Origin of the sequence: Pedobacter sp. PF22-3, from assembly GCF_026239555.1 — a bacterium.
Taxonomy (GTDB): domain Bacteria; phylum Bacteroidota; class Bacteroidia; order Sphingobacteriales; family Sphingobacteriaceae; genus Pedobacter.
In genome coordinates, this window is record NZ_JAPIVP010000006.1 from 49838 (window position 1) to 66883 (window position 17046).

General features: G+C 39.6%; 8 protein-coding genes. 4 read left to right on the plus strand and 4 right to left on the minus strand.

The window, feature by feature from the left end; all coding sequences use genetic code 11:
- The first annotated feature begins 255 nt into the window (after positions 1-255).
- Positions 256-3084, plus strand: a complete 2829-nt coding sequence (leuS, locus tag OQX63_RS09830) for a leucine--tRNA ligase (protein ID WP_265850698.1) — start codon at positions 256-258, stop codon at positions 3082-3084.
- 325 nt (positions 3085-3409) lie between these two features.
- On the opposite strand, the gene OQX63_RS09835 is transcribed toward leuS, so the two are convergent.
- Positions 3410-4711, minus strand: a complete 1302-nt coding sequence (locus tag OQX63_RS09835; protein ID WP_265850699.1) for a DEAD/DEAH box helicase — start codon at positions 4709-4711, stop codon at positions 3410-3412.
- Between the two features lie 576 nt (positions 4712-5287).
- On the opposite strand from OQX63_RS09835, the gene OQX63_RS09840 reads away from it, so the two are divergent.
- Together OQX63_RS09840 and OQX63_RS09845 are read left to right on the plus strand one after the other, a co-directional pair.
- Complete coding sequence (locus tag OQX63_RS09840) at positions 5288-8518, plus strand: SusC/RagA family TonB-linked outer membrane protein (RefSeq protein WP_265850700.1); 3231 nt, start codon at positions 5288-5290, stop codon at positions 8516-8518.
- Positions 8519-8532: 14 nt separating this feature from the next.
- Positions 8533-10245, plus strand: a complete 1713-nt coding sequence (locus OQX63_RS09845; protein WP_265850701.1) for a RagB/SusD family nutrient uptake outer membrane protein — start codon at positions 8533-8535, stop codon at positions 10243-10245.
- A 216-nt stretch (positions 10246-10461) separates the two neighbouring features.
- Here the strand turns inward: OQX63_RS09845 and OQX63_RS09850 are convergent, their stop codons facing one another.
- Together OQX63_RS09850 and OQX63_RS09855 are read right to left on the minus strand one after the other, a co-directional pair.
- Positions 10462-11796 carry an MFS transporter gene (locus OQX63_RS09850; RefSeq protein ID WP_265850702.1) on the minus strand — a complete coding sequence of 445 codons (1335 nt, stop codon included), beginning with the start codon at positions 11794-11796 and terminating at the stop codon, positions 10462-10464.
- A 274-nt stretch (positions 11797-12070) separates the two neighbouring features.
- Complete coding sequence (locus OQX63_RS09855; RefSeq protein WP_265850703.1) at positions 12071-13408, minus strand: APC family permease; 1338 nt, start codon at positions 13406-13408, stop codon at positions 12071-12073.
- Between the two features lie 422 nt (positions 13409-13830).
- Here OQX63_RS09855 and OQX63_RS09860 point away from each other — a divergent pair, with 422 nt between their 5' ends.
- The gene (locus tag OQX63_RS09860) at positions 13831-15702 is read left to right on the plus strand and encodes a DNA topoisomerase IV subunit B (RefSeq protein ID WP_265850704.1); all 1872 of its coding nucleotides are present in this window, start codon (positions 13831-13833) and stop codon (positions 15700-15702) included.
- A gap of 320 nt (positions 15703-16022) precedes the next feature.
- Here OQX63_RS09860 and OQX63_RS09865 read toward each other — a convergent pair whose 3' ends face one another.
- Positions 16023-17045, minus strand: a complete 1023-nt coding sequence (locus tag OQX63_RS09865) for a YihY/virulence factor BrkB family protein (RefSeq protein ID WP_265850705.1) — start codon at positions 17043-17045, stop codon at positions 16023-16025.
- Position 17046 lies beyond the last annotated feature (1 nt).

Sequence of the window (17046 nt, forward strand, 5' to 3'; positions counted from 1 at the left end):
TAGATCAATGGCGCATTTTTTTGTGGTTGATAGTTGGCTGTGGTGTCGGTTGTTCTCAACTGAAACTGAATCGCATATAATAGATTCATTTTATAGCAAGTCAGATGGTAACATCCGACTGCACAAAGGTGCCAAGGTTTTTCCCTTAAGCTCCTCTAGTTCTGCATTTCTGTAGGCAAAATATTATCCTGAATCTACTTTTTAAAGCCCCTTAATTTCCGTATTTTCGCCCCTTTAAAAAATATAAAACTTGCAATGGATTATCAATTCAAAGAAATAGAACAAAAGTGGCAGAAATTCTGGGCAGATCATCAAACGTTTAAAGCCGAAAGCAATTCTGAGAAACCAAAATACTATGTATTAGATATGTTCCCTTATCCATCAGGAGCAGGCTTACACGTTGGTCACCCACTAGGTTACATTGCATCAGATATTTTTTCAAGATATAAACGCCTTAAAGGTTTTAATGTGTTGCACCCCATGGGATACGATTCGTTCGGGTTACCAGCAGAGCAATACGCCATACAAACGGGGCAACATCCGGCCATTACCACCGAGGCTAATATTGCAACGTACCGCAGGCAGTTAGACCAGATTGGTTTTTCTTTCGATTGGAGCAGGGAAGTACGTACCAGCGAGCCATCGTATTATAAGTGGACACAATGGATTTTTATGCAGTTGTTCAATTCCTGGTACAACATCGAAAACGATAGGGCCGAAGATATTACCACCTTGATTGAAAAATTCAACGCATCTGGTACAGCTGATGTAAAAGCGGTGTGCGATGAAGATACCAGGGTATTTTTGCCAAGTGATTGGGCAACCTTTACCGAACAAGAAAGACAGATCGAATTACTAAAATACCGCTTAACCTATCTTCGCGAGAGTACTGTAAACTGGTGTCCGGCATTGGGAACGGTTTTGGCGAATGATGAAGTGAAAGACGGTTTTTCTGAGCGTGGCGGTTTCCCGGTTGAGCAAAAGAAAATGATGCAGTGGAGCATGCGCATTACCGCCTATGCTGATCGCCTTTTGCAAGGTTTGGATACCATCGATTGGCCTGAACCGATTAAAGAAATGCAACGCAACTGGATAGGCAAAAGTGTTGGGGCATCGGTAAAGTTTGCAGTTGACAATTCGCAGTTGGCAGTGGAAGAAACTGAAAACTCAAAACTGAAAACTGAAAAATATATAGAAGTTTTCACCACCCGTGTAGATACGATTTTTGGTGTTTCTTACCTGGTATTGGCTCCGGAACATGAATGGGTTGCAGAATTGACCACTCCTGAGCAAAAAGAGGACATTGCAAATTATATCGCTTTAACAAAAAAGAAATCAGAATTAGACCGCATGGCGGATACTAAAACGGTATCTGGCGCTTTTACTGGAACGTATGTAATTAATCCGGTAAGTGGTGAGCGCGTGCAGTTGTGGATCGCTGATTACGTATTGGCAGGTTACGGAACAGGTGCAGTAATGGGTGTGCCAAGTGGCGATCAGCGCGACTGGTTATTTGCTAAACACTTTAATTTGCCGATTGTACAGATTTTAGATGGACAAAAAGATATTGATGTGCAGGCAGACCCAACAAAAGAAGGAAAATACATCAACTCTGGTTTTATTAACGGAATGGAGTACAAGGAGGCGGTTGCCTTTTTAAATAATTGGTTAGAAGAACGGGGTGCAGGCAAGGCAAAGGTAAACTTCCGTCAACGTGATGCGATTTTCGGTCGCCAGCGTTACTGGGGTGAGCCAATCCCGGTTTATTTCAAAGAAGGATTACCTTATTTGGTAAATGAAGAAGAATTGCCTTTGTTACTTCCTGAAATTGATAAATATTTACCGACAGAAACAGGTGAACCACCTTTGGCAAGGGCCGAAAACTGGTTGCCAAAAGATGGCGGACACTATGAATTAAGCACCATGCCGGGTTGGGCAGGAAGCAGCTGGTACTGGTACCGTTATATGGATGCCAATAACGACAACGATTTTGCTTCAAAAGAAGCTGTTGGATATTGGAAGGCTGTTGATTTGTACATTGGTGGTTCTGAACATGCAACCGGCCATTTATTGTACAGCCGTTTCTGGAATAAATTTTTGAAAGATTTGGGCTACACCAAAGAAGAGGAGCCTTTTAAAAAACTGATCAACCAGGGGATGATTCAGGGTAGAAGTAATTTTGTTTACCGCGTTAATGACGAAAACGGAAAACCTACCAATACTTATGTATCTGCCGGTTTAAGAAAAGAATATAAAACCTCTGCATTGCACGTTGATGTGAACATTGTTGAAAACGATACTTTAGACCTGACGAAATTCAAAGCGTGGAGAGAAGAGTATGCCAATGCCGAATTTGTTCTTGAAAGCGGGAAATACATTTGCGGCGTTGAAGTAGAAAAAATGTCGAAATCAAAGTTCAACGTGGTTAATCCCGATGATTTGATTGAGCGTTATGGTGCTGATACTTTGCGTATGTATGAAATGTTCCTGGGTCCGTTGGAGCAAAGCAAACCCTGGAATACCAATGGTATTGAAGGTGTATTTAAGTTCTTGCGTAAATTCTGGAGGTTATTCCACAACGATGCGTGGGAGTTCACCATCTCTGATGCTGAACCTACTAAGGCAGAATTAAAATCATTACACAAAATCATTAAAAAGGTACAGGATGATATCGAGCGCTTCTCATTCAATACTTCTGTATCCAGTTTTATGATTGCGGTAAATGAATTAACGGATTTGAAATGTAAAAACCGTCAGATTTTGAAAGATATGGTGATTATCCTTTCGCCTTATGCACCACATATCTGTGAAGAACTTTGGGTATTATTGGGTAACGAAGCAGGAACATTATCATATACGGCTTTCCCAACATTTAAGCCTGAGTATCTGGTAGAAGATGAGTTTGCCTATCCGGTTTCCATTAATGGTAAAATGAAAATGAACCTGAATTTGAGCTTAACTTTAGCGCAACCGGAAGTAGAAAGTATTTTAATGGCTAATGAGCAATTCCTGAAATTCTTAGATGGAAAGCCTACTAAAAAAATCATTTTCGTTAAAGGGAAGATTATTAATGTAGTGGTTTAAGGTAGAGGACGGAAGGTTAGGGTAGAGGGTTTTCCTTGCACTTGCCTTAAGTCAGAAATATAAAACCCGGGTTACGTTTCGTAACCCGGGTTTTATAATTAAGTATCGTCATTCCTGCGCAGGCGGGAATCTTAAAGCTTATTACATTAAGATTCCCAATCAAGTTGGGAATGACGTGACGCTTTTTAATTTCTTAATCACCGCCTTCAACTTCAGTCAAGGGTTAAAAAAAACAAACCCAAACTGTACTTTACAACTTGGGTTTATTAAGTTATTTTAATATTGGGTTTTCAGACCTTCCGCCTTCCAACCTTCTACTTTAACCCTATCTATCTCCTCTTTTCCTGTTTCCACCAAATCTCCTGTTGTTGCTGGCATTACGTGGTTTGCCGCTCATATTACCATCGCCGCTTTTTTTAGCACCTCCGCCGCCTTTCGATTGGGCTTGTGGTTTACGTTTAACCTGGTTTTTAGCCAGCATACTTTCCCAGGTTAATGGATAAGGATGATCGTCTACAACCGGAAGTGTAATTTTAATCAGTTTCTGGATATCCAATAAGTATTCGTTTTCTTCTGCATCACAAAACGAAATGGCGATACCATTTGCCCCAGCACGGCCAGTACGGCCAATCCGGTGTACATAAGATTCAGGAATGTTTGGCAATTCGAAATTGAACACATGTGATAACTGATCAATATCGATACCACGTGCAGCAATATCCGTAGCAACCAAAACGCGTATTTTTCTATCTTTAAAATCAGTTAATGCCCTTTGTCTGGCATTTTGCGATTTGTTTCCATGAATAGCAGCAGCTTTGATCCCGGAGTGGGCCAAATCCTTAACAATACGGTCTGCACCATGTTTAGTACGTGTAAAAACAAGGGCTGTCTGGATATTTTTATCTTCAAGTAGATGGATCAATAATTTCTTTTTATCTGGTTTATCTACAAAATAAACAGACTGCACAATGGTTTCTGCTGTAGAAGAAATAGGGGTAACCTCTACTTTTGTCGGACTAGATAAAATGGTATTGGCCAATTTCTGGATTTCATCTGGCATAGTTGCCGAGAAAAATAAAGTCTGGCGTTTAGCCGGTAATTTAGCTACTACTTTTTTCACATCATGAATAAAGCCCATATCCAACATGCGGTCGGCTTCATCTAGTACGAAAAGTTCGATGGTATTTAAACTGATGAAACCCTGGTTCATTAAATCTAATAAACGTCCTGGTGTTGCCACTAAAATATCAACACCTTTTCTCAAGGCTTCTACCTGTGAGTGTTGGTTTACTCCACCAAAAATTACCAAACGGCGTAAATTTAAATTGCTTCCGTAAGCTTTGAAACTATCTTCAATTTGGATGGCAAGTTCGCGTGTTGGCGTTAAAACCAAGGCTTTAATGTTTTTGTTGGCCTTGGTATTGATGTGTTTTTCGTGCAGTAATTGCAGCATTGGGATGGCAAAGGCAGCAGTTTTTCCGGTACCGGTTTGTGCGCAGCCTAATAAATCCTTGCCTTTTAATATGGTTGGAATGGATTGCTCCTGTATGGGTGTCGGTTGTGAATAACCTTGGGTCTCAAGGGCCTTTAAAATAGGCTCAATGAGGTTTAATTCTTTGAATAACATGTATGTTTCTATGTAATATTTATTGAAGAAGCTAGAACAATCATTTGTTGAAGGACTAACTTGCGGAGAGAATATGCCATTTGAGAATGGCAAGCCCTTATTCCTGCTTCGGCGGCAAAGATACAAAAAAAATGTAACACGAATATATTTTCTGATCTCAATCATTATTATACTACATAGATCTGATTATACTATTACATCATATTACTTTTAATTAGTATTTTATGGATTTATAATTTGTAGTATAATTATTTTTATATGTATATTTATTTTTATTTAAGTGTATATTTTACACTAATGCATTATTTACTTTTGAAAATACCATTATGTAAACCGTAAATAAAAACAACTAAAAAGCTTATCTAACCAACTACTTATGAGAAAAAACTACTTACTTACCGGAGAAATCCATTCTTCTTCCATGCCTGCCTTTTTCTTAAAATTGGCAAATCAGGCAAAATCAACTTAATAAATACTTCATCGTAAACTGATTGAAATAAACCGGTGCTGTTCGGTTTGTCAAGCTAAATCGAATCGGAGTATAAGTACGCATTATTAACTAATCAATATAAACCTATGAAACAAAATTTATTCTGTATCAGGAGGGGGTTTCTTCTCTTGTGTTTGGGAATGTTATTTGCACTTGGTGCAATGGCCCAAACAAAAATCACTGGTAAAGTTATTGCGAGTGATGACAAATTACCTGTTGTTGGTGCAACAATCAAAATTAAGAATGGGACTGGTGGCACCACCACCGACGCAAATGGAACATTTTCTTTAAATGCAAAAACTGGTGATGTATTAGTGATTTCTTTTATCGGATATGGGGCTAAAGAAGTAACAGTAGGCTCACAAATCAATATTACTGTTGTTTTACAGGCCGAAAACAATAATTTAACCGAAGTGGTGGTAACCGGTTATTCAGCTCAAAGGAAAAAGGATTTGACGGGAGCCGTTGCTGTTGTAAGTATGGGACTGCTGAAAGCCCAACCTGCAGCTAGTGCAGTAGAAGCTTTGCAGGGTAAGGCTACAGGGGTGCAGATCATCAACGATGGTGCACCCGGGTCCACGCCGCAGATCCGCATCAGGGGTATCAGTACCATCAATAACAATGAACCGCTATATGTAATTGACGGTGTGCCGTTTGAAGGCAAATTATCCTGGCTAAATCAAAACGATATCGAAAGCATGCAGGTGTTAAAGGATGCTTCTTCAGCCTCAATTTACGGATCACGCGCCAATAATGGGGTTGTAATTATTACGACCAAGAAAGGAGTAGCCGGATTACCAAAGATTACGCTCGATTCTTATTATGGTACGCAAGCTCCGCGTAAAGGCAGTTTTCCTGAAATGATGAATCCTCAGCAATATGCCCAGTATGTGTTTGATGGCTATAAAAATGCTGGTAAAGCAATTGCCGCTGGCAAAAATTATGGTTCAGGACCAATCCCTGTACTGCCGGACTACCTGGTAGCAGGTTCAAAATTAGGTCAGGATATTACTGCTGCTGATGCTGATCCTTCCAAATATAATTACAGCCGCGATCCCAATTTATTCTATCAGATTACAAGAGCAAATAAGGAAGGTACCAACTGGTTTGATGAGATTACAGAATCGGCACCGGTACAGAATTACCAGATTGCCGCCACAGGTGGCGGGGAAAATGCGACCTATGCTTTTTCAGGTGGATATCTCGATCAGAAAGGAACCATCAAATATACCGGGTTTAAAAGGTATAATTTAAGATCAAATACGAGTATATCTGCTTTTAACAAACACGTTCGTTTTGGCGAAAATGCACAATACAGTTATTCTGAAGGCTTTGGTTTTGGTGTTAATCCCAATACGCCCGGAAGTTATCAGGATCAGGGTAGTGCTTTGGGCTGGGCCTATCGTATACCTACCATTATCCCCGTGTATGATATTGCCGGAAATTTTGCAGGTAGCCGCGGTAGCCAATTGGGAAATGCTGAAAATCCACTCGCTTTTCTTTATCGTGCAAAAGACAATAAAAACAAAAATAACTTCTTCTTTGGAAATGTTTTTGCTGAAGGCGATATCCTGCCAGGCCTGGTATTAAGAACCAATTTTGGCTTGCGTTATGAAAACTTTAACGGCCTATCTATGCGTTATCCAAACCTGGAATTCTCTGAAGGCAATAACTCTAATAACCTGAACGAATACCAGGGATACAATACCGAATGGACCTGGACCAACACTTTGAATTACAGTAAGGTTTTTAACGAGCTGCACCGCTTAAATGTTCTGGTGGGTACAGAAGCCATCAGATCCAGATCACGCCAGCTAAATGCAGGCAGAAATGATTTCTTTATTCTGGGCAACCAGGATTATTATTATCTGAGTACGGGTTCTTCGAATATCAGCAATACCAGTTTTGGCTCCATTGGATCATTGTTTTCTGTATTCGGAAAAGTAGATTATTCTTATAAAGACCGCTACCTGGCCAGTCTGACATTCAGAAGGGATGGTTCTTCAAACTTTGGTCCGAACAATAGATACGGTAATTATCCGGCAGGAAGTGTAGCCTGGAGATTATCGGAAGAAGAATTTATGAAAAGCATAAAATGGGTGAGTGATTTAAAACTCCGCTTAGGTTATGGCCAGACCGGAAATCAGCGGATTCCACCTTATCAGTACATTAACCGTTTCCAAAGTTCTATCATCAATTCTGCATATGCTGTTGGTGGTGCGAACGGATTAACTACCGGTGTATGGCAGAATGCTTATCAAAATGCTGATGTAAAATGGGAATCGTTGAAAGCCCTGAACATTGGACTTGATTTTAGTTTGTGGGGAGGTGCAATAGATGGGTCGGTAGATTGGTACAACAAAAAAACATCTGATATGCTTTATAACCTTCCTTTACCATCAAGTGTAGTTGGTTTAGGAAGCTCGCCATTTGTGAATATCGGTGATATGAGCAACAAAGGGCTTGAGTTTAATGTAGCTTATCATTATGGAATCAAAGATAACAGCCCGCTAAAGTTTGATGTTGGTGTAAATTTCTCTAAAAATAAAAATGAGATTGTGCGTTTAGCCCCTGGTATTTTTAACCAGATTTATGGAAATTACAGGAGTTTGCAAACCAGTGTACTGCAGGAAGGTGCCCCATTTGGTTCGTTTTTTGGGTATAAAACAGCTGGAATTTACCAGAGCACTGCCGATATTCAGGGCAATCCGTCTTACGCAGGTGCCAGGGTTGGTGGTTTGCGCTATCAGGATATTAATGGCGACGGGGTAATTGATCCTAAAGACCGGACCATTATCGGAGATCCCAATCCTGATTTTACTGTTGGCTTAAACTTAAATGCTTCCTATAAAAACTTTGATATTGCTGCATTTATCTATGGCGTTCAGGGCAATGATATTTTTCAGGCCACACGCTATTTTACCGATTTCCCTTCTTTCGATGGTGCTAAAAGTACCAGACTGTTAAATGCATGGAGTCCTTCGAACCCAAGCAGTTTAATACCTTCTGCTTATGCAGGTGCATCCGATCTGGAATTTGCTTCATCAAGTTATTACATTCAGGATGGAAGTTTTTTAAGGTTAAAAAATATACAGCTTGGTTATTCAATTCCTACCACTAAGGCATTTGGTGCAAATTCGCCCATCAGCAAATTGAGGGTTTATGTAAGTGCAACCAATTTATTTACAATAACGAAGTATACAGGTATGGATCCTGAGGTCAGCCAGATTACAGATACTTTTTCTGCACCAGGAGTAGATCAGGGTGTTTATCCTTCTCCACGTCAGTTTTTAATCGGTATTAATGTTGGATTTTAATTAAAAGAATAAAGATGAAACATATAAAATATATTCTGCTCTCCTTTCTGATCTTTTCAACTTTCTCATGTAAGAAAGAATTTTTGACCCTGCAACCGCAAGGCGAACTAACAGAAGCACAGCTAACCACACAAGATGGAGTGGAGGGTTTATTGGTAGGTGCGTATAGCCTATTAAACGGTAATGTAAATGGTACTTATGGTAATTATGGCGCTGCGCCCAGCCAGTGGTTATTCGGTGAGGTGGCATCTGATAATGCCCATAAAGGTAGTAGCGTTGGCGATCAGCCCCCTATGAACGCCATTGAGCAACATTCGCCAACCAGCACAAACGATAATTTATCGAATCTTTGGGACAGGTGTTTCGAAGGGATTCAACGTTGCAACAATACCCTTAAAATATTAGCCAATCTACAGGCGGGAAATGGATCTGCCAAATTTGGCGATGCCAGGGCCAAGGAGATACAGGGTGAAGCCCGATTATTGCGCGCACACTATTACTTCTTTTTAGTGAGAGTGTTTAAATTGGTGCCTTACGTTACCGAGGCCAGCAGTGGTACATTTGTGCCTAACGATAAAGATATTTATCCTAATATTATAGCTGATCTTCAATATGCCGTAGATAATCTGACGACAACCAAACCTAAAAATCAAAAGGGAAGGGTTGATAAATATGCTGCCCAGGCTTATCTTGGAAAAGTTTACCTATACCAGAAAAAGTATACGGAGGCTTATGATCTTCTAAACGCAGTAATTTTGGCTAAGGCAGACTTAACCACTATGCCTTATTCAGATAATTTCGATATTACCAAGGAAGACGGTCCGGAAACCATTATGTCTGTTCAGCATTCAGTAGGTACCGACGGTACTGGTGGAGATAACGGTAACGTGGGCGATATCCTGAATTTTCCTTATGGTAACACCCCGATCAACTGCTGTGGTTTCTTCCAACCTTCTATTGATCTGGCTAATTCTTTTAAAGTGGATATAGCTGGTTTGCCTTTACTGGATGGTAGTTATCGTAACAATCCATATCAATCAGATTTTGGTTTAACTGGGTCAGCAAAAGACAACTACGTAGTGGATAAAACCTTGCCTTTTGATCCGCGCATAGAATCGACCATTGGCAGAAGGGGTGTTCCGTATCGCGATTGGGGGATTATGGCAGGTGATACCTGGATTCGTGATGCTTCAAATGGTGGGCCTTTCGTTGCCGTTAAAAATACCATAGAAGCTTCGCAGGTGGCCAGTGGCACCGCACCGGGTACTACAAATGTAACCGGGCTAAATGTAAACCTGATCCGCTTGGGTGACGTTTACCTTATGGCTGCAGAATGTGCCGTAGAAAAAGGCGACTTACCTAGGGCTTTAGTACTTGTAAATGCTGTAAGGGCCCGAGCCGCAAAAATTACCCCGCAACAAATAAATGGTGCACCTGCTGCTGCATATAAAGTAAGCCCATATACATCATTCCCCAATGATACCTATGCCAGAAATGCAGTTCGGTTTGAGCGTAGGCTTGAGTTGGCTATGGAGGGCCACCGGTTTTTCGATCTGGTACGTTGGGGCATAGCGAAACAAACGCTCGAAAGTTATTTCTCCTTTGAAGGTGGATATTTTGATTATCTGAAAGGCATAACCATCGAAAGCAGGGACGAATATTTTCCTTTACCTCAGGATCAGATTGACAGAAGTAAAGGTACATTAAAACAAAATCCTGGATATTAGGAAAATTTATAAATGAAGTACATTAACGGAGCGATGATCATAAACATCGCTCCGTTGATGTTTTACTGCATTTTAAGCCTTGATTTTGTGCGCTCTAGTAACCCAAGCAGCACATAAACTGCTTTCCAAAAAATCTGATATTCTAGCGCAAATTTTATTAAGGAGCTTAGGTTATTAGATTGCATCGACTCCCAACTCAAAACGCTTAACGCCAAACTATTTCTCTTCCTTAAACCTGCTGAAAACCAACAGCGCTATCAAACAAAGACCGAAACCTACCACACCGTTTAGCCTTAATCCGTAATCATTGCCCGGATCTTTACCATAAATGGTAAGCATAGCGAAAATGGCAATCCCCAGGGTTTGACCAAGTTTTACAAAAAGATATTTCACCGCGAAGAACATGCCTTCGTGGTTTTCGCCTGTTTTTAAAGTGTCTTTTTGGGCAATATCGGCTAAAATTGCAGTAGGTAAAATACCAAGTGCTGCTAATGGAAAAGAGGCCGATAATACCAGAATGTATATTTGTGTATATGGACCAAATGGTAATTTACCTAAAAAGAAAATAGTAACGAAGATTAAGCACAATACACCAAAGGCAAGCAATACAAAAGGTTTTTTCCCAATTCTGGCAGAACCGAAATTTACCAGCGGATAAAATAACAAAGAAGCCATGACCATGGCACCCATAAATTTGCCGCCTTCTGATTCCGGCAGACCCAATAAAACCGTACAAAAGAATAATAAACCGCTTGATATAATACTCAGTGCGGTATAAAAGGCAAAATCAGAAATAAGGTAGTATTTAAAATTACTATTTTTAAAAGTGCTTTTTATAGCTGGCCATAACGGAACGTGCGTGGGTTTGGCTACCGTAAATTCTTTTTCATTAATGAAAAAAACCGGTAATAACATCACCAATCCGGAGAGGACACACAAACCCCATATTGCCGCCTGAATGGCTTCGCTGCGGTTGGCCACATGAAAATTAGCCTCAACCAAATCGGCAAAGTTGTTGGTGCAGGCCGATAAAATAATGCCGATAACGAAGCCTACCTGCTGGTAGCTGGATAGTTTAACTTTTTGCCTCGGTGTGTTGGTTACTTCGGCCAGTAAAGCATTATAGGGAATAATATACGTGGTAACCGATATAAAAAATAAACAAAGGGTAATGGTGAGCCACCAGGCATTATGCAAGCTTTCTGTTTTTTGGATGGGATAAAAAACCAGTCCGCAGAAAAGCATAGACGGCACAATAGCCCATTTCATAAAAGGCATCCTGCGGCCGTTTTTATTGGTGCTCGCATCACTTCTTGAGGCGATGAAAGGATCATAAATGGCATCTACCAACCTACCCGAGGCAGCAATTATAGAAAGGATATTAAATGCACCCAATAAAACAAGTTGTGGTACCAAAGGTGGTAAGCCGGCATTACTTGGGGGCAGGTAGAAATAGGGAAGCATAACGATGATGATATTGGTCATCGTACTCCAACCGATCATACCGGCAGCATAAGCAATTTCTTGTTTTAAGGAGAGTGTTTTGTTCATTAATTTTTTTAAGTTCTTTTATGTTTTTTTGTAAAGCAAGTTGCTGTGTAATCGGTTAGATCAGTCCTGCTTTCCATTTTATTTCGCTGCGCTTCATGTTCATTCCAATCAGGTTTATTTTACTTAGGTCTGCCTTTCTATCTTAAACCCGACAGGAGCAAAAATACTTTTTGTAGCACCTTCTACAGGCTCAGGATGACAATAACAAAAAGATTGTAGCGTATGGCGGGACTATCGAAACCAACCAGCGCTGCAATTGCTTTTCAAATTAAAACTATTTTTTCTTAAACCACCTACTCACAAAATAAATCGCCAGAAAGCCAATAAAAATATATAAACCATTAAGTGCTGCATTTTGATCATCAGCGTAAATGCTGAAGGCAACAAAAGTATAAGCAGCAATAAATATGATAGGCAATATAGGATATAAAGGGACAGTATAGATGTTTTTTTTATCAAGATGTGCTGTTCTTTTTCGAAGAATAAAAATTGTGGCTGCCGAACTGGCCATACTGATGCTTTCTAAGAAAATGGTATAGTTTAAAATTTTATCGAAGGTTTTGGCATAGAAAATAATCACCACTGCAATCAAGGTGAAAACGGTTAAACTAACCGTAATTACTTCTGTTTTTTTATTCATCCTGCTGAATATTTTGGGCAGGGCACCCTCTTCGCCCATGGCAAACATTGCCCTTGGGTTGCTCAACAGATTTACATTAACATAGCCCATTACCGAGATAAATATGATAACAGAGAGTACACTAAATCCTGCCGGACCAAATATTTTTGAAGCCAATATTGCCGCTATACTTTCTGCCGATTTTAATTCTTCGAAACCGATTACCCTCACATATACATAGTTGATAGCCAGGTAAAGAATCAAAATAATGGTTAAACCGATAATAATAGAACGTGGAATTACTTTTTTGGCTTCTTTAACTTCGCCACCAAAGTTGATGGTTTGTGCATAACCTGCGTAAGAAAAAGAAACGGCAATTAAGCAAAGGCCTAAAGCTTTTCCATAATCAGACCAGTTTGGTAAAGCCCCTTTTGCTGATTTAAAAATGGGTATAATGGTTTGTGTTTGTTTACCAAAAAATATTGCGCAAATGAGCGTTAAAATCATCCCGATTTTAATTACCGTTAATATATTTTGCGTTTTGGCACTCGCTTTTAAGCCTAACAGATTAATCAAATAAAAAACCAGAATGGTGGTAATGGCTATGGCTATCCTGGATGTTTCGGTTTGTATTGCTGGCGGTAAAATGATCTTGCTCAGGTACTCTGCTCCAATAATAGATATGGCCGCTACCGATGCCGCGCTTGAAATAATCACAATGCAATTAATGGCAAAAGCAATAGAAGGATGGTAGGCCACCGAGAAGATTTTATAATAGCCACCGGTTACCGGAAAACGCGATCCGATTTCGGCATAAGTTAATGCCCCGCAAAAAGCCACAAAACCACCGATAAACCAGGCCAGGTAAAACAATTCAGGAATTTGAGCTTTAGCAGCTACATTTACAGGTGTACGGAAAACACCCATACCAATAACTAAACTCACCACAATCATGGATAAATCAAAAAGCGAAAGCTGTTTTTTCGGTTGCATTAATAAGGGTATTAAATAAAGGGATGAAGATAGGGAAATTATGTAAAGATGGAAGATGGATGATGGAAGAGGAGAGATAACTTATAGCTAATGGCCTTTTGGTTCATGGTTTGATCGCTCAGGCTAATAGCCTATAGGATATTGACAAATCATCATATAAAAACATGAGCTTATCAACTTCCACACTATTTACGATCAAGCTATGTACCCTTATCCATTTTACATATTCCATCATCCATGTTTATATGTTGAAACTTTCTTTTGTTTGCCTCACAGAATAAATCTATTATTGTATAATAATTCTGAGGAACTTATTTGGAAATGTTTTTGTTTCAATCATCAGGGTTATTTCTACAAATTCTTCATCACTTTGCAAATCAAAAAAATGCAGGGTTTTTCATTGAAGAACAGATGAACACATTATGGCAGAAGTAATTTATAACGACGACAGTATTCGCTCATTAGATTGGAAAGAGCACATCAGGTTACGTCCGGGTATGTATATCGGTAAACTTGGTGATGGCTCTGCACAAGATGATGGTATTTATGTTTTGTTAAAGGAAATTGTAGATAACTCCATCGATGAGTTTGTAATGGGGACCGGAAAAACCATCGAAATTACACTGTCCGAGCAAAAAGTAAATGTTCGCGATTATGGCCGGGGTATTCCATTGGGCAAAGTAATCGATTGTGTAAGCAAAATCAATACTGGTGGTAAATATGATAGCAATGCTTTCCAAAAATCGGTAGGTTTAAATGGTGTGGGTACAAAAGCAGTAAATGCATTGTCTACCAGTTTTACCGTTCAATCGTATCGCGATGGAAAAACCAAAAAAGTAGAATTTTCTAAAGGTGAGATTGTAACCGAAAATCCGGTAATTGATACCACGCAACGTAACGGCACCGCCATTACTTTTTATCCAGACGAAACTATCTTCAGAAATTATCATTATATACCCGATTTTGTGGAAAGCATGGTTTGGAACTATGTTTTCTTAAATACAGGTTTAACGATAAATTTCAATAATCAGAAATATTTTTCGGAAAGAGGCCTTTACGACCTGCTTTCTAAATTTAATAAACCCGAGGAAATCAGGTACCCGATTATTCACATGATTGGACCTGATATTGAAATTGCCATGACCCACGGGCAGCAATATGGCGAGGATTACCACTCATTTGTAAACGGACAGCACACTACGCAAGGTGGAACCCACCAGGCGGCATTTAGAGCGGCGGTGGTGAAAACTATCCGTGAGTTTTTCAAAAAAGAGTTTGATGCAGCTGATGTGCGTTCGTCCATTATTGCAGCCATTTCTGTGCGCGTACAGGAACCCGTTTTCGAATCGCAAACCAAAACCAAACTGGGTTCTCAGAATATGGGGCCGGAAGGACCATCTGTAGCTACTTTCATCAACGATTTTGTTAAAAAAGAACTGGATGATTATCTGCACAAAAATCCTGATGTTGCCGATGCCCTGTTAAAAAGGATTATGCAATCGGAGCGGGAGCGTAAGGATATTGCGGGCATTAAAAAACTGGCGAACGATAGGGCAAAAAAAGCCTCGTTACATAATAAAAAATTGCGCGATTGTAAGGTTCATTTTAATACTACGCACGAGAAACGATATGAAACAACCTTGTTTATTACCGAGGGAGATTCGGCATCGGGTTCGATCACCAAATCGCGCGATGTAGATACCCAGGCAGTATTTAGTTTGAAAGGGAAACCGCTTAACTGTTACGAGCTGACCAAAAAAGTGGTTTACGAAAATGAGGAGTTTAACCTGCTACAGCACGCTTTAAATATCGAGGATGGTTTAGAAGGATTGCATTATAATAATATTGTAATTGCAACAGATGCCGATGTAGATGGTATGCACATCCGTTTGTTGATGATGACTTTCTTCCTTCAGTTTTTCCCTGATCTGGTAAAAGCTGGCCATGTTTACATTTTGCAGACACCACTTTTTCGGGTTCGGAATAAAAAAGAAACCATTTATTGTTATAGTGATGAAGAACGTAAAAACGCCATTGCAAAACTGGGCAATAAACCAGAAATAACCCGATTTAAAGGACTGGGTGAAATTTCTCCGGACGAATTTGGTTTGTTTATTGGGAAAGACATCAGGTTGGATCCCGTTATTTTAAAAGATCAGACAATTAAAAGCTTGTTAGAATATTATATGGGGAAAAATACCCCAGACAGGCAGCAGCATATTATCCGTAACCTGAGGATAGAGAAGGATGAGGTAACCGAAGAACCTAAAGTGATTACGGAAGAGGTAGCTTAGGGGAATATCCTTCGACTACGCTCAGGATGGCATGTTTTGGAATTTTGCCTGAATCCCGCATATAAAAGAAGTCAAGTTTCTAAAACTTGACTTCTTTGGTTAATGGGCTTTCGTAGAAAAGATTCTTAGAACCAGATACTACATTGACAGACTCCAATAGAAGAATCGTTATCTCGACCGAAGCAACGCGAAGTGAAGAGATTTTTTAGGTTTTTATTAATCAGCTATTGAGCTTTTTAAAAACAGCATTTCTTAGCGATAACCGTTTTTTGGAAAGATCCTGAACAAGTTCAGGATGACGGATGATCTCAAATGGGTAATTACTCTTTAGGTGCATTTACCGTATTTTCTGGGTGCTGAGGAGGCAATACATCTACCTTTTTTTCTACAATGGTGATTTTTGTAAATACGGCATATTTACTAGGGGCAATGCCGTTATCATATTTTTCGGCGTAGGCCTGAGTAAATTCTGCACCGAAATAGAGTATAATTGAGGTATAATAAATCCACAATAAAATAACGATGATGGAGCTGGCAGCACCAAAAGCAGAACCTGGATTGCCTTTTTCGATATAAATCCCAATCAGGTATTTACCCAAACTGAAAAGAACAGCAGTAAATAAAGCCCCAGTTATTGCCGATTTCCATCGGATGATCACATCAGGCAAGACTTTAAAAATAACAGCAAAAACGGCTGTTACAGCAGTAAGCGTAATTACGTTGTTCAAAATATAAATCATTAAGGCCATGGTGTCATTTGCAACAGGAATAACTTCCTTTATTTCGCTTTGCGAAACCAGGTTCGCCAATTTTGAGCCTAAACCCACCACTATACTATTTACCACCAGCGATACCAGCAATAAAAAGCCCATTGATACAATTAAAGAAAAAGACAATAATCGGTTAGAAAGCATTTTTAGCCAACCTTTTTTAGGTACTGCCTTAACTTTCCAGATCATGTTGATGCTATCTTGTATTTCAATAAAAATAGCGGTGGATCCGATGATCAGCGTACCTATACCGATGATTAAACCAATGGTAGATTGGCCCGATTTATTGGCATGTTCCACAAAACCCTGAATTTGTGCAGCAGCGTCTTTGCCAACCATTTCGGTAACCTGCCCATAAAACTGAACTCTTGTTTTTTGGTTTCTTGTGTCGCCAAAAAATAAAGTGGCTGCTGAGAGGAGGATAATAATTAGTGGCGTAAGCGAAAAAATGGTGTAATAGGCAAGTGAAGCACTTAATTTAGTTACCCGATCTTCTACAAAACCTTTTCCGGCAGCAATAAAAAGGTGATAAAGCGCTATAAAGAAATTTTTGATCTTGTTGATTACTTTCATC